This window comes from Micromonospora sp. SYSU B005 (assembly GCF_055362685.1).
Genome location: NZ_JAXCFU010000001.1, coordinates 24479 through 41213, shown reverse-complemented (window position 1 = coordinate 41213; position 16735 = coordinate 24479). Strand labels below are relative to the sequence as shown.

The following is a 16735-nucleotide window of genomic DNA, read 5'->3' as shown; positions in this document are numbered from 1 at the left end:
GTGGTGCGGGACCAGCGAGTTCTTCAGTGTGCCCGGGGCGGCGCGGTCGATTCGCGCACCACCAGGCGAGTGGGCAGGATCACCGGGGGCGGCGTCCCGCCGTCGGTGTCGGGGCCGCGCGGGGCGGGCACCAGGCCGGGGTACGGCGCGGAGGCCCGTACGCCGAGCGGGTCGAGCAGGATGCGGGCGGCGAGCAGGCCCTGGTCGGCGGCCGGCTGGGCGATCGTGGAGAGCCCGAGCACGCCGGCCAGGTCGTGGTCGTCGATGCCCATCACGCTCACGTCCTGCGGCACCCGCAGCCCGGCGTCGCGCAGCGCGGTGATCGCGCCCATCGCCATCTCGTCGCAGGCGGCGAAGATGGCGGTCGGCGGCTCGCCCCGGGCCAGCAGTTCCGCGGTGGCCCGGGTGCCTCCGTCGATGGTGAACCGCGACTCGACGTCGAGGCTCGGGTCGGGCCGCAGCCCGGCGGCCCGCAACGCCTCCTGGTAGCCGCGCCGCCGGTCCAGGTGGGTGGTGAAGGCCAGTTCGTCGTCCGGGTCGCCGGAGATGTGCGCGATCCGGGTGTGGCCGAGGTCGAGCAGGTGGCGGGTGGCGGTCCGGGCGGCGGCCACGTCGTCGATCCGGACGCAGGGCCACCCGGGCACCTCGCTGCCGGAGCTGATCGTCACGCCCGGCAGGTCCAGCTTCGTCAGCGCGTGCACGTCGGCCGCGCGCAGCGGGGTCGCGACCAGGATGATCGCGTCCACCCGCTTGTGCAGGCTCGCCGTGCGCAGCACCCGCTGCCGGGTGCGCTCCCGGCCGCCGAGGTTGTAGAGCAGCAGGTCGTAGCCGCTGTCCTGGAGGAACTCCTCGACCGCCTCGACCACGGTGCCGAAGAACCACCTGGTGATCCGGGGTACCACCACGGCCACGGTGCCGGTCCGGCCGCCGGCCAGCCGGCTCGCGCTGGGCGACACCGCGTACTGGAGCTGTTCGGCGGCGGCGAGCACCCGGCGGCGGGTCGCGGCCGAGACCGTCGGCAGGCCTCGCAGCGCCCGCGAGACGGTGGCCGTGGAGACCCCGGCCAGGCGGGCGACGTCGTCAATCTTGGTCATCGTGAGCTCCCCGCTGTGACCCGGGCCCCGCCGCCGGCCGTGCCGGCGGCGGGGCACCGGATCAACCCTTGACGCTGCCGGCGAGCAGACCTCGCACGAAGAAGCGCTGAAGGGACAGGAACACGATCAGCGGTACGACGATCGACACGAACGCGCCGGCCGTCAGCCGCTGCCACTCGTTGCCCCGGGTACCGGCCAGTTCCGCGAGCCGGACGGTCATCGGGGCGGTCTCGTCGCCGCCACCGGCGAAGATCAGCGCGACCAGCAGGTCGTTCCAGACCCAGAGGAACTGGAAGATGCCGAACGCCGCCAGCGCGGGCATGATCAGCGGCAGCACGATGGTGCGGAAGATCTTCGGGTGGGTGGCGCCGTCGACCCGGGCCGCCTCCATCAGGTCGCCGGGGAGCTGCGAGATGAAGTTGTGCAGCAGGAACACGGCGAACGGAAGCGCGAAGCAGGTGTGCGCGAACCACACCTGGGCGAACTTCTGCTCGTCGACCAGGTCCCACGCGGGCATGATCTGCACGCCGGCGACGGTGACGCCGGTGGAGAAGAACCGCAGCAGCGGCACCAGGGCCATCTGCAGCGGCACGATCTGGAGCGCGAAGATGCCGATGTAGACCCAGTCCCGCCCCTTGAAGTTCATCCACGCCAGCGCGTACGCGGCGAGCGACGCGAAGGCCAGGGGGAAGAGCACCGAGGGGATGGTGATCGCCAGCGAGTTGATGAAGTAGCTGGCCAGCTGCCCGGACGAGCCGCGGCTGAACAGCACCTCCTGGTAGTTCTCCAGCGTGATCTGCGGGTTGGTGAAGAACGTCCACCACCCGGTGGTCTTGATCTCGTTCTCCGGCCGGATCGAGGAGATGAACAGGCCGAAGGTCGGGATCGTCCAGAGCATCGCGATGACGATCGACACGATCGTGGCGGTACGGCTGTTCAGGCGCTTGCGCACCCGGGCGCCCCGGGTGGTCGGTTCGGTGGCCTGGGCGCCGACTCCGACGGTGGGCGTGGCGGTGGTCATCTCAGCCCTCCCGCTGCTTGCGCAGGTTGCGGATCTGGTAGATCACGATCGGGATCACCAGGACGAACAGGAACACCGCCAGCGCCGAGCCCTGACCGTTCTCCTGGTAGCGGAACGCCTGGTTGTACATCTCGGTCGCGATCACGTTCGTGTCGTAGTTGCCGTTGGTGGCGGTCCGGACGATGTCGAAGACCTTGAGCGTGGCGATGGAGATCGTCACCACCACGACGATCAGGGCCGGCCGGATGCTCGGAATGGTGATCCGCCAGAACATCTGCCACGGGGTGGTGCCGTCGAGCCGGGCCGCCTCGACGATGTCGGCCGGGATGGCCTTGATCGCCGCGGAGAGCACCACCATCGCGAAACCGGCCTGGATCCACACCATGATCGCGATGAGCAGGAACGTGTTCAGCGGCGAGTCCAGCAGCCACTGCTTCGGCTCGCCGCCGAGGCTCACCACGATCTGGTTGAGCAGGCCGATCTGGTCGCCCTCGCCCCGGTAGGCGTAGACGAACTTCCAGATGATGGAGGCGCCGACGAACGAGATCGCCATCGGCAGGAAGATCAGGGACTTGGCGACCGCCTCGAACCGGGCCTTGTCCACCAGGACCGCGTAGATCAGGCCGAACGCGGTGGCCACCAGCGGCACCAGCAGCACCCAGATCAGCGTGTTGATCAGGACCCGGACGATCGAGTCCTCGGCGAACATCCAGCGGTAGTTGTCCAGGCCCACCCAGTTGTTGCTGCCGGAGTCCATGAAGGAGAGCAGCGTGGTGCGGACGGCGGGGACCACCAGCCCGACGGCGAGCAGCAGCAGCGTCGGCAACAGGAAGAAGAACGCGAACGCGCCCTCGCCCCGCTTGCGCGGCCGGGCCAGCGGCGCGCCGCTGGCCGAGGCCGCGACGAGCTGCGCCTCCCGGCGCCGGGCGAAGTACGACGGCACCACGTCGAGGAGCAGGAGCAGCCCGCCCACCACCGCGACGAAGGCGATCAGCCCGTACATCAGCATGAGGAACTTCGGCTGCTCCGCCGCGAAGTCGAACTCCATCGACCCTCCTTCAAGGGTTCGGCTAGCAGAGGTGGCCCGGTCCGGAGGAACCGGACCGGGCCACCTGCTAGATCACTTCCAGCTGCCCTCGATGTCGTTCAGGACGGCGGTGGTGTCCTTGCCGTTGATCCAGGCCACCATGCCCTTCCAGAAGGTGCCGGCGCCGACCGCGGCCGGCATCAGGTCCGAGCCGTCGAAACGGAAGACCGTCTTCTCGTCCTGGAGGATGCCCACGGAGAGCTTGTCCACCGGGTTCGGGACGTTGTTGATGTCCAGCTTCTTGTTGGCCGACACCCAGTCGCCGATCTTGGCGCGGCTGTTGGCGTACTCGCCGGAGGCCAGGTAGGTCTGCACCGCCTGGACCTCGGGACGGTCGGCGAAGGCCGCGACGAACTCGCCGCCGCCGAGCACCGGCTTGCCCTTCGACGGGTCGATGGCCGGGAAGTAGAACGCGAAGACGTCGCCGTCCTCGGCCACCTTGGTGCCCTCGGGCCACTGGTTGGCGTAGAAGGACGCCTGGCGGTGCAGCGCGCACTTGCCGGCGGTGATCGGCGTGCCGCCCTCCTGGAAGGAGGTGGTGGCGATGCTCTTCACGCCGCCGAAGCCGCCGTTGACGTACTTCTCGTTCTTCAGGATGGTGCCGGCCCGGTTGAGGGCGTCAGCCACCTGCGGGTCGTTGAACGGGATCTCGTGGGTGGTCCACTTGTCGTAGACGTCCGGGCCGCCGGTGCGCAGCAGCACGTCCTCGATCCAGTCGGTGGCCGGCCAGCCGGTGGCGTCACCGGACTCGATGCCGGCGCACCACGGCTTGGTGCCGCTGGCAGCGATCTGGTCGGAGAGCTTGATCATGTCGTCCCACGTGGTGGGGACGGTCCAGCCCTTCTCCTTGAAGGTCTTCGGCGAGTACCACACGAAGGACTTCACGTTCGAGCCGAGCGGAGCGCCGTAGAGCTGGCCGTTGACGGTGCTGTACTTCAGCCAGTCGGCGGAGTAGTTCTGCTCGGCCATCGCCTTGGTGTCGGCGCCGACCGGCTTGAGCTTGCCCGAGTCGACGAACCGCTTCAGCAGACCCGGCTGCGGGATGAACGCGAGGTCGGGCGCGTTGCCGCCGTCCACCCGCACGGGCAGCTGGGCCTCGAACTCGCCGGAGCCCTCGTGGTCGATCTCGATGCCGGTGCAGTCCTCGAACTGCTTCCAGGACTGCTGGAGGCGCTCGTCCTCGATGTCACGGATCGAGGAGTAGATCGTGACCTTCTTGCCGTCGTGGCCCTCGTACTTCTCGTATGCGCCGCACTCGGCCGAGCCCGCGTTGCTGCTCTTCTTGTCGTTGCCGGTGCCGCAGGCGGCGACGCCGAGCGTCAGCCCCAGGACGCCGGCGACCGCGAGCGCCTGGCGCGATCTGGCAAACGCCATGCCGATCTCCTTCCTTGCCGGCGCGTGGGGGGATCGAACCCGCGCCGGTCCGATGGTCGTCCTCACATGTAAGCGCTTGCATCGTGTCGGGTCCACCCCTGGCCGGACACGGCCCGGTAACAATCCCGAAACCCTGGCCACCGGGGGTGGGTGCGCTCCCACGAAACTTCCCGGGAACGGAACTTTCTGTCAGGATGTCCGCATCATATTGAAGACTTTCAACATTGGAGGCAGTGGATGCGTAAGCGATGGCTCGCCCTCGGGGCGAGCGCCGCGGTCCTGGCGGCGACCCTCGTGCCGGCCGCGCCGGCGATGGCCGCCCCGACGTTCAAGGTCCCGTTCCCGTGCAACCAGTCCTGGTCCGGTCAGACCCGGACCAACCACAGCCCGGCCAACGCCATCGACTTCAACCGCACCGACGACCTCGGTGACCCGGTGGTCGCGAGCGCGCCCGGCACCGTCGACGTGGTGACCAACCTCGGCGACACCAGCTACGGCAAGTACGTCCGGATCAACCACGGCGGCGGCCACACCACCTACTACGCCCACCTGAACGCCTTCAACGTCTCCGTCGGGCAGACGGTCGGCTACGGCCGGGTGATCGGCTACGTCGGCACGACCGGCGGCTCCACCGGCCCGCACCTGCACTACGAGCAGCGCATCGACGGCAGCGCCGTGAAGATCAAGTTCAACGGCGTCCAGGCGCTCTACTGGGGCACCAAGACCTACACCAGCGACAACGGCTGCGGCGGGACGAACACCGGCGAGGGCACCGTAAACACGGCCGGCTCCCCGCTGACGGTCCGCTCCGGTCCCGGCACCGGCTACAGCTCGGTCGGCACCGTGGCCGACGGGGCGAAGGTGACCATCCAGTGCCAGACCAGCGGCACCAGCGTCAGCGGCACGTACGGCACCAGCTCGATCTGGGACCGGATCGGCTCCGGCCGGTTCATCTCCGACGCCTACGTCTACACCGGCTACGACGGCTACATCCCGGGCGTACCCCGCTGCTGAACCCGGCGGGCGCGGGAGCCGGCGGCCCCCGCGCCCGTACCGGTCAGGAGTTCAGGCGCCACACCGCGAAGTTCAGCGCGGACGCGAACGTCACCCAGGCCCAGTACGGCAGCATCAGCAGCGTGGCCGGCCGGGAGACGCGCCGGAACAGGGCCACAGTCACCCCGATCGCCAGCCACATCAGCACGATCTCGGCGAACGCCAGCCCGTACGCCCCGGCGCCGAAGAACAGCGGCGTCCAGATCGCGTTCAGCACGAGCTGCACCACCCAGGCCCAGACCGCGGGGCCGAACCCGGCCCGGCGCCAGACCAGCCAGCCGGCGATAGCGATGAGCACGTAGAGCACGGTCCAGACCGGGCCGAACAGCCACGACGGCGGCGCCCAGGCGGGCTGCTCCAGGCTCTGGTACTCGGCGGAGGTGCCCTGGACACCCAGCCCGCCGATCGCGGCGGCGGCGAAGGTGGCGGCGCCGAAGCCGAGCAGCGCCCACCAACCACGGGCGCCGGTGGTACGCCGGGCGGCACTCTGCGACATCTCCATGGTCGAGATGTTTCCGCTCGACCGGCCCGGCAAACGCCCGGGCGCCGCCGGACGCGGAAAAGCCGGGGTCACCCGGCCCGGGCGTTCCGGTCCGGCAGGACGGAACACCCGGGCCCGGCGACCCCGGCGGGTACGGGAACCGCTGTTACGTGTTGAAGATGCTGACGCCACCCGGGCCGACCAGCAGGCCGACGACGATGAGGACGATGCCCCAGAGGATCTGCCGGCGGAACAGGGCGAGAATTCCGGCGACCACCAGTACGACTGCGAGAATCCAGAGAATCAGCTCCATGTCGGCTGAATACCCGTGCGCCCGATACCGGAAACCTCCCGGTCAGTCGAGCTGATCACCGCCCAGGTGGAAGACGCTGTACGCCTGTTTGATCACCGGGTGGGCCACGTTGCGGACCCGTACCCCGCCCGGTGTGGTGCCGCGCTCGGTGCCGTGATGGGCGTGCCCGTGCAGCGCCAGCGCGGTGGGTGCGGAGTCGATCGCCTGGCCGAGCTGGTAGCAGCCGAGGAACGGGTAGATCTCCAGCGGCTCGCCGGCGAGCGTGTCCGGTACGGGGGAGTAGTGGGTGAGCGCGACGAGCGCGTCGCACTCCAGTGAGAGCAGCGCGTCGGTGAGCGCGTCGGCGCTCTCCCGGGTGGTCCGCACGAACGCCTTCATCTCCGGCTCGCCGAAGTCGCTGGCGCACCGCCCGGCGAACCCGCCGCCGAACCCCTTCACGCCTGCCACTCCGAGCCGCCCGCCGGGGGTCTCCACCACCGTGCCGGTGCCCTCCAGCACCGTGATCCCGGCGTCCTGGAGCACCTTCACCACCTGCGGCACCTCGTCGCACTGGTGGTCGTGGTTGCCGAGCACGGTGATCACCGGTACGCCGAGGTCGCCGAACTCGCGGGCCACGCACCTCGCCTCGGCCTCGGTGCCGTGCCGGGTCAGGTCACCGGCGAGCAGCAGCACGTCGGCGCAGCCGGGCAGCTCCTCCAGCGCCGGACGGAACCGGCCCACCACGTCCTGGTCCAGATGCACGTCGCCCACGGCGGCGATCCGGATCACCATCGAACCTCCCTCACGGCAACTCCTCGACCTGGGTGGGCGCCTGCGTGCGGATCACCCCGATGTCGCTGGTCACGGGCGTGTCCGGGAAGCGCTCGGCCACCCGCCGCAGGATCTCCTCCCGCCGGTGCGGGCTCTCCACCTCGCCGTAGAGCACCAGCCCGTTCTCCCGCCGCACCACTGTGATGCCCTGCTCGGCCACGGTGGGGTCCTCGGCCAGCATGCTCTGGATCTCCGCCTCGACGTACTCGTCGGGGGGAACGTCGCCGGACAGTCCGGTCACAGGGTCTCCCTTCCGCCGGGCGCGCCGCCGGGCAGCACGTCCAGCCGGTCGAGCAGCACCAGGAACGCCTCGGCGTACGGCGAGTGCTGCGTCTCCTTCCGTACCCGTTCCCAGTCGATCTGTTCCCGCAGCGAGCGGGCCAGCGGCAGGGCGCGGGCGAAGTCGCAGTAGTGCTGGGAGAAGCTGAGCAGCTTGTGCACCATGAGCTGGCTGGCCGACAGCACCGGCATGTGGATCGCGTCGACCGGGCGCACGATCGTGTCGGCGAACGTCTCCTCGGTGACCGGCGTCTCCACCGGCCGGTGGATCAGGTCCACCATCCGGTCCTCGTCGTAGACCTTGACCAGCCAGTCCTCCGGCGGGCGCTCGGCGGTGAAGCCGGCCTCGACCAGCGCCTCCAGCGCCCGGTCCACGTCCGCCTCGCGGAGCAGGAAGTCCACGTCGTGGTCGCTGGAGTGGCCGCCGTGCGCGTACACCGCGAAGCTGCCACCGAGTGCGAACGGGATCTCGGACTGTTTGAGCACGGCGGCGACCTTCTTCAGCGTGTGCACCAGGGTCTCGTCCCCGCGCTCGGCCATCTGCGGCTCCCTCGTCGTCATTGGGCGGTGGGACCACGATGCGTACCCGGCGGACGCTCCGGTCACACCTGTTGCGGCGCGATCGACCCGTCAGGGCAGGAAAGCGACATACGGGCCGGTGTGAGCATCGGTCGGATAACCTCGGGAGGGTGGCCAGCTCACTGCGGACGCGCCGGGGCAGGGCCCGACTGCGTGCCGTCGCCCTGATCGGCATCGACGGCTCAGGTAAGACCACTCAGGCCCACCGGCTCGCCCAGGCGCTCACCGCCGCCGGCCTTCCCGCCACGTACCACCGCAACGCCGGTGGCCGGCGCTGGCTCGGCCGCATCGCGCAGCGGGTCGGCCGTCCGGACGCGCAGCGGCTCGTCGGGCGCGACGGCCTGCTCGTGGTCGAGTCGGTGCTGCGCTGGCTGGCCATCGCGCTCGCGCTGCTCAGCTGCCTGGTGACCGGCCGGACCGCGGTGATGGACAGGTGGTCGGCCTGCCAGTACGCCAGCATCCGGGCGCACGGCGGGCAGCGGTGGGAGCGGCTGGCCCGGGCCGGGTACCGGATCTTCCCGGCGCCCCGGGTGACGTTCCTGCTCACCGTCGACCCTGCCGAGGCGTACCGGCGGATCGAGCGGCGCGGCACCGACCACGAGACGATGGCGTGGCTGACCGCCGCGGACGCCGCCTACCGGGAGCTGCCGGAGTACGGCGGCTTCGTGGTGGTGGACGGCAACGGCCCGCCGGAGGAGGTGGCCCGCCGGATCCGGGCACACCTGAGCGAGTGGCTGCCCGACGACCCGTCCGCCGGTCCCGGTCCGGCTCCGGCCGGGCCGGCTCCGGCCGGCCCGCGACGCCCGGCCGGTGGCGCCGGGCGGGACGGGCCGGTGCCGGTTCAGGCCCGCCCGTAGACCGGGATGCTCGCGCCGCTGGTGGGCGCGGACTCGGGGGAGGCCAGGAAGCGGATCACCGCGGCGATCTCGGCCGGCGGCACCCAGCGTGCATGGTCGGCGTCGGGCTGGGCGGCGCGGTTGGCCGGGGTGTCGATGACGCTCGGCAGTACCGTGTTGCACCGCACGCCGCGCTGCCGGTACTCGACCGCCACCGTCTCGGCGAATGCCCGTACCGCCGCCTTGGCGGTGGCGTAGCCGGAGGCGCCGGGGAACGGCGAGAGCGCCGCCCGGGCCGAGACGCAGACCACCGCGCCGTCGCCGGACGACACGAGGTGCGGCAGCGCGGCCCGGGTGACCAGGTACGTCGGGCGCAGGTTGAGCCGCAGCATCCGTTCGAAGTCCTCGACCGGGGTCTCGTGCACCAGGCCGCCGGCGGCGTACCCGCCGACGAGGTTGACCACCGCGCGCAGCGGCGCGGCCGGCTCGGCGGTCGCCGCCTCGACCGCCCGCGCGGCCCCCTCGGGCGTCAGCAGGTCGGCCACGACCCGGACCGGGCCGTCGTCCGCCCCGGGCTCCCGCTGGGGTACGACCACCCGCCAGCCGGCGTCGAGGAAGGCGGCGGTGACCGCGCCGCCGAGCCCACCCGTGCCTCCGGTCACCAGCACCGTGCGTTCCGTCATGGACACACACGCTAGCCAACGGCTGCGCCGACCGACCGGTGACCCGCACGCGCCGTCCGTGCCGCCCGGCCGAGGCCGACCAGGCAGGCCGTGCCGCGCGACGGCGGACCGGCACGTCGGGCGGCAGGAGTGACTCGACCGGACCGGATGAGGCAGTGGGGCTGCGACAATGGGATCCTTGGCCCGGGGGCGGGTACGGAAGACAGTAAATTTCCCGATACGCGGTGTCATGGTTGACGCTCACGCCTCGTGAAAGTAAGTTTCATCCGTGGCGAAGAGTCCGAAGATTTCTGCGAGTCACGAGACCGGTGGACTGATCGTCCACATCAGCGGCCTGCTGCCCTCGCTGTCCCCGGCCGAACAGCGGGTGGCCCGGCTGGTCGTCGCCGATCCGGCGGATGCGGCCCGGCGCACGATCACCGACCTCGCCACCGCCGCCGAGACGTCCGAGGCGACGGTGATCCGCTTCTGCCGCTCGGTCGGCATGGACGGCTACCCGCAGCTGCGGATCCGGCTCGCCGCCGAGGCCGCCCGCCGGGTCGAGCCGCCGGACGCCCGAGTGGTCGGCGGCGACATCCCGCCGGGCGCGGACCTCGCCCAGATCATCGCCACGATCGCGTTCAACGACGCCCGGGCCGTCGAGGAGACCGCCGAGCAGCTCGACCCGGCGGTCTGCGAGCAGGTGGTCGAGGCGATCACCGCGGCCGGCCGGATCGACGTCTACGGTGCGGGCGCCAGCGGCTTCGTCGCCTCCGACTTCCAGCAGAAGCTGCACCGCATCGGCCGCATCGCGTTCTACTTCCCGGACGTGCACACCGCGCTCACCTCCGCCGCCCTGCTGGGTCGCGGCGACGTCGCGGTCGGCATCTCGCACACCGGCACCACCTCCGACGTGATCGAGGTGCTGGAGCAGGCGCGGGCGCGCGGTGCCACCACCGTGGCGCTGACGAACTTCCCGCGCTCGCCGATCACCGAGGTCGCGGACCACGTGCTCACCACCGCCGCCCGGGAGACGACCTACCGCTCCGGCGCGACAGCGAGCCGGCTGGCCCAGCTCACAGTGGTCGACTGCCTCTTCGTCGGGGTGGCCGCCCGCAGCCGGGCCCGGACCAAGAAGGCCCTGGAGGCCACCGCCGAGGCGGTCCAGTCGCACCGGGTCGGTCCCGGGCGGAGGCGGGGATGACGGCGGGTCGGGTGGAGCGGGACGGCGTGGCGGCGGTACGGCCGGTGGTGCGCGTCGGCGCGCCGACCGAGCGGCGCAACCCGCACAGCGTGGACCTCGACCTGATGTCCACCCGGGACGTGCTCACGGTCATCAACGAGGCGGACCGGCGCGTACCGGCCGCCGTCGCCGCGGTGCTGGACGAGATCGCCGAGACCGTCGACCTGGCCGTGGCCGCGCTGCGCGACGGGCACCGCGTGCACTACTTCGGCGCCGGCACCTCCGGGCGCCTCGGCGTGCTCGACGCCGCCGAGCTGGCGCCCACGTTCAACTCGCCGCGGCACTGGTTCTGCTCGCACCTCGCGGGCGGCCCGGAGGCGATGTGGCGCGCCGTCGAGGACGCCGAGGACGACGAGCGCGGTGGCGCCGCCGACGCCGCCGAGTGCGTACGCCCCGGCGACCTCGTGGTGGGCCTCGCGGCCAGCGGGCGCACCCCGTACGTCCTCGGGGCGCTCGCCGCGTCCCGGGCGCAGGGGGCCGGTACGGTGCTGCTCTGCGCGAATCCGGAGGCCGAGGCCGCCGCGTCGGTGGACGTCTTCATCGGTGTGGACACCGGACCGGAGGTGGTCACCGGGTCGACCCGGATGAAGGCCGGCACGGCGCAGAAGCTGGTGCTCAACACGTTCTCCACGGCCGTGATGGTGCGTCTGGGCCGGGTCTACTCGAACCTCATGATCGACATGGTGGCGACGAACGCCAAACTGCGTGGCCGCATGATCTCGATTCTCGTGGAGGCCACCGGCTGCGCCGAGGAGGTGTGCCGGGTCGCCCTGCGGGAGGCCGACGGCGACCTCAAGACCGCGCTCGTGGCGCTGGTGTCCGGTGCGGAGGTGCCCGCCGCCCGGGCCGCGCTGGCCCGCTCCGCCCACCAGGTACGCGGCGCGCTCGCCCTGCTCGCCTCCTGACCGTCTCCGGCCCCGGCCGCGAGCCCGGCCCGTCCCGGTCCGTCCCGCCCCGTCCGCCCGATCCACCCGCCCGGCGCATCCGCCCGGCGGGTGCGACGCGTATCACGTGCGGGAGGGGGACGACTCCTCCCGCACGGATTGTTCAACGAGGCGGAGGGTAATCCTTGAGCATGGCTGAACCGACCGGTCCCCAGGCGCGTATCTCGCAGTGACCAGGATCGCAACGACTCGGTGACGCGGCTCGCTGTGTTCATGGAACAGGCAATGGTGCCATTCCATGGGCGAACGGCGATTTCGCAGCTCCGGTGTGCGCCGAAAACGGCGCCCGCGAGCCGCCCGAACCGGGCCGGTAACAGGAAACATGGACCGGGCTCTCAGCTACTACTCAGGCATTCGTGACAGTTTCGACTCACGACATGGAATCCCCGACGCGTCACATCTGTTGTGTAGGTGTCAGCACCTACGGGCACAGCGGAGGTTACGGGGAGGGCTGATGAACGTGGGGATGGCAAGGAACCGGGCAACCGGCGCGAGCGAGGGGACCGTGGCAATCGTGGACAAGAACATCGGCATGCGTACCGACGAGGTCGCCGAGGAGCGGGACCTGGTCGGCGTCTACCTGCACGAGATCTCCCGGACGCCGCTGCTCGACGCCGCCCGGGAGGTCGACCTCTCCAAGGCGATCGAGGCCGGCCTCTACGCCGAGCACCTGCTCGAAGAGGACCGGATCCCCGAGGGCGCCGACCGGGAGGACCTGGAGCGGCTGGTCGCCGAGGGTGAGCGCGCGAAGGATCTGTTCATCCGCGCGAACCTGCGACTGGTCGTGTCGATCGCCCGGCGCTACGTGCGCTCCGGGATGCCCATGCTGGACCTGATCCAGGAGGGCAACACCGGCCTGGTCCGGGCGGTCGAGAAGTTCGACTACGAGCGCGGATTCAAGTTCTCCACCTACGCGACCTGGTGGATCCGCCAGGCCATCAGCCGGGCGATCGCCCAGCAGGAGCGGACCGTACGGCTGCCCGTGCACCTGGTCGAGGACGTCAACCGGATGCGCAACGTGGCCCGGCAGCTCACCCGTGAGCTGGGCAGCGACCCGGAGCCGGAGCAGATCGCGACCGCGCTCGGCGTCACCGTCGAGCGGGTGAACGAGCTGGTCCGCTGGTCGCAGGACACCGTCTCGCTGGACACCCCGGTGGGTGACGACGGCGACACCAACCTCGGTGACCTGGTCGCCGACAGCGACGCGCCGTCGCCGGAGGAGATCGTGCTCACCGGCCTGGAGCGGCAGCGGATCGAGGGTCTGCTCAACCACCTCGACGACCGTTCCGCCGGCATCATGCGGGCCCGGTACGGCCTGGAGGACGGGCGCGAGCACTCGCTGACCGAGGTCGCGTCGCGGTTCTCGCTCTCCCGGGAGCGCATCCGCCAGCTGGAGATCCAGGCTCTCGGCCGGCTGCGTGAGCTGGCTCGCGCGGAGGGGCTCCAGGCGGCCTGACCTGGTAACAATGAACGGCGAACGGCCGGCGTCCGACAGGGGGACGCCGGCCGTTCGCCGTCTTCGCGGTGCTCAGACCCGGCCGTAGCCGGCGATCGTCATGATGTTCATGCCGCGCTTGCTGACGTTGCGTCCGGCGCTGGGCGCGTCGATGATCTGGCCGTTGCCGACGTAGAGCGCCACGTGCCCTAGCCCGGAGTAGAACACCAGGTCACCCGGTTGCAGCTGGCTGCGGCTGATCCGCGTGGTGGCTCCCCACTGCTGCGCCGCGCTGTGCGGCAACGACTTCCCGGCCGCCCGCCAGGCGGCGAGCGTCAGTCCGGAGCAGTCGTAGCTGCCGGGGCCGTCCTGGCCGTAGCCGTAGGGCTTGCCGACCGCGCCGTAGGCGTATCGCACCGCCGTGCCGGCGTCGCCGGAGACGGCCGGCGGCTTGCCCGCCGAGCTGGGGTTGCCAGGTGCCTCCGTGGCCCGCCCGTACGCCTTGCGCCGCATCTCGTAGAGGTCGGACAGGTCCGCCTCGATCCGCGTCTTCGCGGACTTGAGCTGCTTGGCCTGCGCCGCCTCCCGGGCGAGCGTGACGTCCAGCGCGGTCTTCTGGTCGATCAGCCGCTTCTGGTCGGCGGTGAAGCTGTTGATGGTGCGCTGCCGCTGGCGGGTGAGCTGGTCGAGCGTGCCCAGCCGCTCCGGCAGGGTGGCCTGGCCGCCCGGGTCCAGCAGGGCCGCCGCGGTGCGCATGCCACCGGTCTTGTACGCCGTCGCGGCCAGGACGCCCACATCGGCGCGGCTGCGTTCGGCCTGTTCCTGCAGCGGCCCGATGCGGGCCTCCAACTTGGCCGCGGTGGCCTTGTTGGCCTTGATGTCCTCGTTGAGCTTGTTGTAGGACTCGACGATTCGCTCCAGCTCAGTCGAGGACTTCTCGATCTGCTTCGTCAGCTCGGCGGGGGTCGGCTCGGCCCGGGCCACCTGCGCCGGGGCGAGCAACGCGGCCGAGAGGCCGGCCACCGCCAGCGAGCGGAGCAGCATCCGTAAGGACGACAAGAGCGGAAAGCTCCTCTCCCACCGGTCGCCGGGCGCGTTCGCGACCCGGCGACACCGGCCCGGGGCCGTCCGGGTGGACGGCTGTCGACCGGGCCGACCTGGACAACCTAACCCGTGATCGCAGTAGCCGGGAGTTCAAGCAGGGGCGAAAGTTGGCAAAGTGGCGGAAAGTGATGAGGGGGAGCCGGTGGGTGGATGAGGCGACTCGCCCGATTCGTCGTTCTGGGCGGATGTCGCCAGGCCACGCCAGGCGAAGTCATGACAAAGACGGAAATCTTTCTCTGTTTCCGGCGGGCGCGGGCGGGCCGGTCACCCCGCGACAGCCGAAACCCCGAGGTCAGGTGGCGCGAGGCAAACACAATGAAGCCCGGACGGGAAATCCCACCACGGGATCCCTGCTCCCGGGAGGCCGCCGTGCAGACCGACCGCTCCGCCACCCAGCCGCCCCGCTCGCCGCGACCGGCCGGACCCAGGCTGCTCTACGCCCGGCCCGGCATCGTCGTCACCGCCGAGCGCTTCACCGTCGGCCGCAACACCTGGCCGGTGGCCGAGATCACCCAGCTCCGGATCGACCGCGGGCCGCACGACCGGCTCGCGATCCGGGCCGTCGCCGTGTCCGCCGCGATGATCGCCGCGGTCGGCCTGCTGCTCGGCTTCACCGGCGGCCTGCACCGGCTCACCGCCGGGGCGTACCTCCTGCTCGGCGCCGTCGGGCTGGTGCCGATGCTGCTGGTGCTGATCGGCGACCGCGTACGGCCCCCGGCGCACGAGCTGTGGGGCCGGGTCCGGGGCACCGAGGTGCTGCTGTTCAGCAGCGACGACGAGCGGCAGTTCGGCCAGGTCGCCCGCGCGCTGGGGCGGGCCCGGGAGGCGGCGCGGCTGGGCGGCTGGGCCGACCCGCCGGCGGCCGAGCCGTGGCGACCGGCCCGGTGACCGGCGGTCAGCCCGCGACCGGCTCCGGCGTACGCGGCCGGGCCTCGGCGGCCACCCAGTGGCTCACCCGCCGCTCGGCGTAGAACGAGACGAACGGCACGGTGCCGGCGAGCATCACCAGCAGCATCCGCTTCAGCGGCCAGTTCGCCCGGCGCGACAGGTCGAACGTGAGCGCCAGATAGAGCATGTACAGCCAGCCGTGCGCCACGCCGACCACTGCGACAACGCTCGGGTTGTCGAAGCCGTACTTCAGCGGCATGCCGATCAGGACCAGCACCACGAGCGCCACGCCCACGATCCAGGCGATCACGCGGTACCGGGTAAGGGCTCCGCCCACCGTCGTCCGTCCTTCCGCACCGGCCTCAGCCGGGATAGTCGCCGGGCCGGGCGCCCGGATTGGCGTTCAACCAGGATAGGTAGCTGTTGTACGCGGCCAGCTCGGCGTCGTCCGCCCCGTCGGCCGGGGCGGCCGGCGTCCGCACGACGCGCACCGGCCGGCGTACCGCAGGGGTGGTGGCGACCGGCTCGGTGCCGGCAGCCGCCGACGGCGCCGGATCGGCCGCCGGCTGCGCGTCGCCCGGCGGCGTCGCGCGCAGCGTCTGGCGGACCTCACGCCACCAGACGAAGACCACGAAGCCGGCGAACACCGGCCACTCGATCGCGTAACCGAAGCTGATCGCGTTCCCCCCGGCGGCGCGGGTGACCTGCCACCAGCCCATCCCGAGGCAACCCGCCACCAGCACGACCATGGCCACGTGGCGGACGATCCACGCCGGTGTCCAGAGCCGATTCATGCCCACGAGAGTACCGGGGCCGCCGGGCTTCTCCGACACGGCGTCGTAGTCCGGGCGGTGGTTTGGTGGCACGCCCGCTGGGCATCCGAACAGGTGCCAACCCGAACGAGACGAGGGGGCGACGATGACCGAATCGGTACGCCGGGACGCGAGCCCGGAACAGCGGGTCGCGGAGTGGGACGGCGATCACGCCCGCACCGTCGACGGCGAGCAGCTCGGGGTGGACCCGGTGGAGCTGGGCGACGAGGACCTGGTCCGGGAGATGCAGAGCCTGCACCGCACCCGGCTGGACACGCTGCGCCACGCCACCGACTCGGCGCTCGCCAACCACCTGCGGCGCACCGCCGAGCTGGAGACGGAGTACCTGGCCCGGCACCCCGGCCGGGAGGTCGACCCGAGCCGGCTGCGGGACGCCTGATGGCCAGCCACGCCGAGCGCGGCATGTCCGCGCCGCCGGAGGTGGTGTTCAACACCGCCACTGATCCGGACCGCTCCTCGGCCTGGCTGCCCGAGCGGCTGCGCACCTCCGGCACCTGCCGGGTGGAGGTCGTCGACGCCGACGACATGCGGGCCCGGTGGAGCGCCGCGGACTGGTCCGCCGAGATCGACGTGGAGCCGGCCGGCGCGGGCGGCGCCCGGGTACGGCTGGACCTGGCCGGGCCGGACCACGACCTGGCCGACGAGATCCTGGCCAACCTCGACCGCGAGGTGGCCGACAACCTGACCGCCGGCTGAGCC

Annotated in this window: 20 protein-coding genes and 1 pseudogene; 8 read left to right on the top strand and 13 right to left on the bottom strand. The window is 71.5% G+C overall.

The genetic code is table 11. The features are described 5' to 3' along the window. Positions 1-23: 23 nt before the first annotated feature. The 4 genes from SM452_RS00260 to SM452_RS00245 form a co-directional block, all read right to left on the bottom strand. Complete coding sequence (locus tag SM452_RS00260) at positions 24-1094, bottom strand: LacI family DNA-binding transcriptional regulator (RefSeq protein ID WP_262014075.1); 1071 nt, start codon at positions 1092-1094, stop codon at positions 24-26. A 61-nt stretch (positions 1095-1155) separates the two neighbouring features. Next, positions 1156-2115, bottom strand: a complete 960-nt coding sequence (locus SM452_RS00255) for a carbohydrate ABC transporter permease (protein ID WP_262014076.1) — start codon at positions 2113-2115, stop codon at positions 1156-1158. A 1-nt stretch (position 2116) separates the two neighbouring features. Beyond that, entirely contained in the window at positions 2117-3163 is a 1047-nt protein-coding gene (locus SM452_RS00250) for a carbohydrate ABC transporter permease (protein ID WP_194800664.1), read from the bottom strand. 72 nt (positions 3164-3235) lie between these two features. Continuing rightward, a complete protein-coding gene (locus SM452_RS00245) occupies positions 3236-4576 on the bottom strand; it encodes an ABC transporter substrate-binding protein (RefSeq protein WP_262014077.1) in 1341 nt (446 codons plus the stop codon). Positions 4577-4813: 237 nt separating this feature from the next. Between SM452_RS00245 and SM452_RS00240 the strand changes: the two genes are divergently transcribed. Then, the gene (locus SM452_RS00240; RefSeq protein ID WP_262014078.1) at positions 4814-5590 is read left to right on the top strand and encodes a peptidoglycan DD-metalloendopeptidase family protein; all 777 of its coding nucleotides are present in this window, start codon (positions 4814-4816) and stop codon (positions 5588-5590) included. 43 nt (positions 5591-5633) lie between these two features. On the opposite strand, the gene SM452_RS00235 is transcribed toward SM452_RS00240, so the two are convergent. The 5 genes and pseudogenes from SM452_RS00235 to SM452_RS00215 all read right to left on the bottom strand — a co-directional run bounded on the left by SM452_RS00235 (position 5634) and on the right by SM452_RS00215 (position 8052). After that, complete coding sequence (locus SM452_RS00235) at positions 5634-6131, bottom strand: TspO/MBR family protein (RefSeq protein ID WP_357209710.1); 498 nt, start codon at positions 6129-6131, stop codon at positions 5634-5636. A gap of 145 nt (positions 6132-6276) precedes the next feature. Next, entirely contained in the window at positions 6277-6423 is a 147-nt protein-coding gene (locus SM452_RS00230) for a GPGG-motif small membrane protein (RefSeq protein ID WP_013288160.1), read from the bottom strand. Continuing rightward, positions 6414-7194: pseudogene (locus SM452_RS00225) on the bottom strand (metallophosphoesterase family protein). The gene SM452_RS00230 and the pseudogene SM452_RS00225 overlap by 10 nt, the downstream one beginning before the upstream one ends. A 10-nt stretch (positions 7195-7204) precedes the next feature. Next, the gene (locus tag SM452_RS00220; RefSeq protein ID WP_225853111.1) at positions 7205-7414 is read right to left on the bottom strand and encodes a hypothetical protein; all 210 of its coding nucleotides are present in this window, start codon (positions 7412-7414) and stop codon (positions 7205-7207) included. Positions 7415-7470: 56 nt separating this feature from the next. After that, complete coding sequence (locus SM452_RS00215; protein WP_043328811.1) at positions 7471-8052, bottom strand: nucleotidyltransferase; 582 nt, start codon at positions 8050-8052, stop codon at positions 7471-7473. Between the two features lie 149 nt (positions 8053-8201). Between SM452_RS00215 and SM452_RS00210 the strand changes: the two genes are divergently transcribed. Continuing rightward, positions 8202-8948 (top strand): dTMP kinase, encoded by a 747-nt coding sequence (locus SM452_RS00210; protein ID WP_355508953.1) that lies wholly within the window; start codon positions 8202-8204, stop codon positions 8946-8948. Here the strand turns inward: SM452_RS00210 and SM452_RS00205 are convergent. After that, positions 8933-9610, bottom strand: coding sequence for an SDR family NAD(P)-dependent oxidoreductase (locus SM452_RS00205; RefSeq protein ID WP_463839131.1), 678 nt, complete (start codon positions 9608-9610; stop codon positions 8933-8935). The genes SM452_RS00210 and SM452_RS00205 overlap by 16 nt on opposite strands. A gap of 268 nt (positions 9611-9878) precedes the next feature. Between SM452_RS00205 and SM452_RS00200 the strand changes: the two genes are divergently transcribed. The 3 genes from SM452_RS00200 to SM452_RS00190 all read left to right on the top strand — a co-directional run bounded on the left by SM452_RS00200 (position 9879) and on the right by SM452_RS00190 (position 13232). Next, entirely contained in the window at positions 9879-10793 is a 915-nt protein-coding gene (locus SM452_RS00200) for a MurR/RpiR family transcriptional regulator (protein ID WP_262014083.1), read from the top strand. Further along, positions 10790-11737 carry an N-acetylmuramic acid 6-phosphate etherase gene (gene murQ, locus SM452_RS00195; protein WP_135241720.1) on the top strand — a complete coding sequence of 316 codons (948 nt, stop codon included), beginning with the start codon at positions 10790-10792 and terminating at the stop codon, positions 11735-11737. The genes SM452_RS00200 and murQ overlap by 4 nt, the downstream gene beginning before the upstream one ends. A 505-nt stretch (positions 11738-12242) precedes the next feature. Next, on the top strand, positions 12243-13232 hold the full coding sequence (locus tag SM452_RS00190) for a sigma-70 family RNA polymerase sigma factor (RefSeq protein ID WP_262014152.1): 990 nt from the start codon (positions 12243-12245) through the stop codon (positions 13230-13232). 72 nt (positions 13233-13304) lie between these two features. Here the strand turns inward: SM452_RS00190 and SM452_RS00185 are convergent, their stop codons facing one another. Further along, positions 13305-14270 carry a C40 family peptidase gene (locus SM452_RS00185; protein WP_262014084.1) on the bottom strand — a complete coding sequence of 322 codons (966 nt, stop codon included), beginning with the start codon at positions 14268-14270 and terminating at the stop codon, positions 13305-13307. A gap of 414 nt (positions 14271-14684) precedes the next feature. On the opposite strand from SM452_RS00185, the gene SM452_RS00180 reads away from it, so the two are divergent. Then, positions 14685-15203 carry a DUF6232 family protein gene (locus SM452_RS00180; protein ID WP_194800675.1) on the top strand — a complete coding sequence of 173 codons (519 nt, stop codon included), beginning with the start codon at positions 14685-14687 and terminating at the stop codon, positions 15201-15203. A gap of 7 nt (positions 15204-15210) precedes the next feature. Here SM452_RS00180 and SM452_RS00175 read toward each other — a convergent pair whose 3' ends face one another. Then, positions 15211-15540: a DUF3817 domain-containing protein gene (locus SM452_RS00175; RefSeq protein WP_262014085.1), complete on the bottom strand. Its 330-nt coding sequence runs from the start codon at positions 15538-15540 to the stop codon at positions 15211-15213. Between the two features lie 25 nt (positions 15541-15565). Beyond that, entirely contained in the window at positions 15566-15997 is a 432-nt protein-coding gene (locus SM452_RS00170) for a hypothetical protein (RefSeq protein ID WP_463839130.1), read from the bottom strand. Positions 15998-16121: 124 nt separating this feature from the next. Between SM452_RS00170 and SM452_RS00165 the strand changes: the two genes are divergently transcribed. Continuing rightward, the gene (locus SM452_RS00165) at positions 16122-16415 is read left to right on the top strand and encodes a DUF6158 family protein (RefSeq protein WP_030502251.1); all 294 of its coding nucleotides are present in this window, start codon (positions 16122-16124) and stop codon (positions 16413-16415) included. Then, positions 16415-16732 carry an SRPBCC family protein gene (locus SM452_RS00160; RefSeq protein WP_135241714.1) on the top strand — a complete coding sequence of 106 codons (318 nt, stop codon included), beginning with the start codon at positions 16415-16417 and terminating at the stop codon, positions 16730-16732. The genes SM452_RS00165 and SM452_RS00160 overlap by 1 nt, the downstream gene beginning before the upstream one ends. The last annotated feature ends 3 nt before the right edge of the window (positions 16733-16735 follow it).

Excerpts from the sequence above, each read along its gene's own strand:
- SM452_RS00250 (WP_194800664.1), bottom strand. The coding sequence starts at position 3,163 with ATGGAGTTCGACTTCGCGGCGGAGCAGCCGAAGTTCCTCATGCTGATG.
- SM452_RS00220 (WP_225853111.1), bottom strand. The coding sequence starts at position 7,414 with ATGCTGGCCGAGGACCCCACCGTGGCCGAGCAGGGCATCACAGTGGTG.
- SM452_RS00165 (WP_030502251.1), top strand. The coding sequence starts at position 16,122 with ATGACCGAATCGGTACGCCGGGACGCGAGCCCGGAACAGCGGGTCGCG.
- SM452_RS00205 (WP_463839131.1), bottom strand. The coding sequence starts at position 9,610 with ATGACGGAACGCACGGTGCTGGTGACCGGAGGCACGGGTGGGCTCGGC.
- SM452_RS00230 (WP_013288160.1), bottom strand. The coding sequence starts at position 6,423 with ATGGAGCTGATTCTCTGGATTCTCGCAGTCGTACTGGTGGTCGCCGGA.
- SM452_RS00160 (WP_135241714.1), top strand. The coding sequence starts at position 16,415 with ATGGCCAGCCACGCCGAGCGCGGCATGTCCGCGCCGCCGGAGGTGGTG.
- murQ (WP_135241720.1), top strand. The coding sequence starts at position 10,790 with ATGACGGCGGGTCGGGTGGAGCGGGACGGCGTGGCGGCGGTACGGCCG.
- SM452_RS00215 (WP_043328811.1), bottom strand. The coding sequence starts at position 8,052 with ATGGCCGAGCGCGGGGACGAGACCCTGGTGCACACGCTGAAGAAGGTC.
- SM452_RS00170 (WP_463839130.1), bottom strand. The coding sequence starts at position 15,997 with ATGAATCGGCTCTGGACACCGGCGTGGATCGTCCGCCACGTGGCCATG.
- SM452_RS00190 (WP_262014152.1), top strand. The coding sequence starts at position 12,243 with ATGGCAAGGAACCGGGCAACCGGCGCGAGCGAGGGGACCGTGGCAATC.
- SM452_RS00255 (WP_262014076.1), bottom strand. The coding sequence starts at position 2,115 with ATGACCACCGCCACGCCCACCGTCGGAGTCGGCGCCCAGGCCACCGAA.
- SM452_RS00245 (WP_262014077.1), bottom strand. The coding sequence starts at position 4,576 with ATGGCGTTTGCCAGATCGCGCCAGGCGCTCGCGGTCGCCGGCGTCCTG.
- SM452_RS00235 (WP_357209710.1), bottom strand. The coding sequence starts at position 6,131 with ATGGAGATGTCGCAGAGTGCCGCCCGGCGTACCACCGGCGCCCGTGGT.
- SM452_RS00260 (WP_262014075.1), bottom strand. The coding sequence starts at position 1,094 with ATGACCAAGATTGACGACGTCGCCCGCCTGGCCGGGGTCTCCACGGCC.
- SM452_RS00240 (WP_262014078.1), top strand. The coding sequence starts at position 4,814 with ATGCGTAAGCGATGGCTCGCCCTCGGGGCGAGCGCCGCGGTCCTGGCG.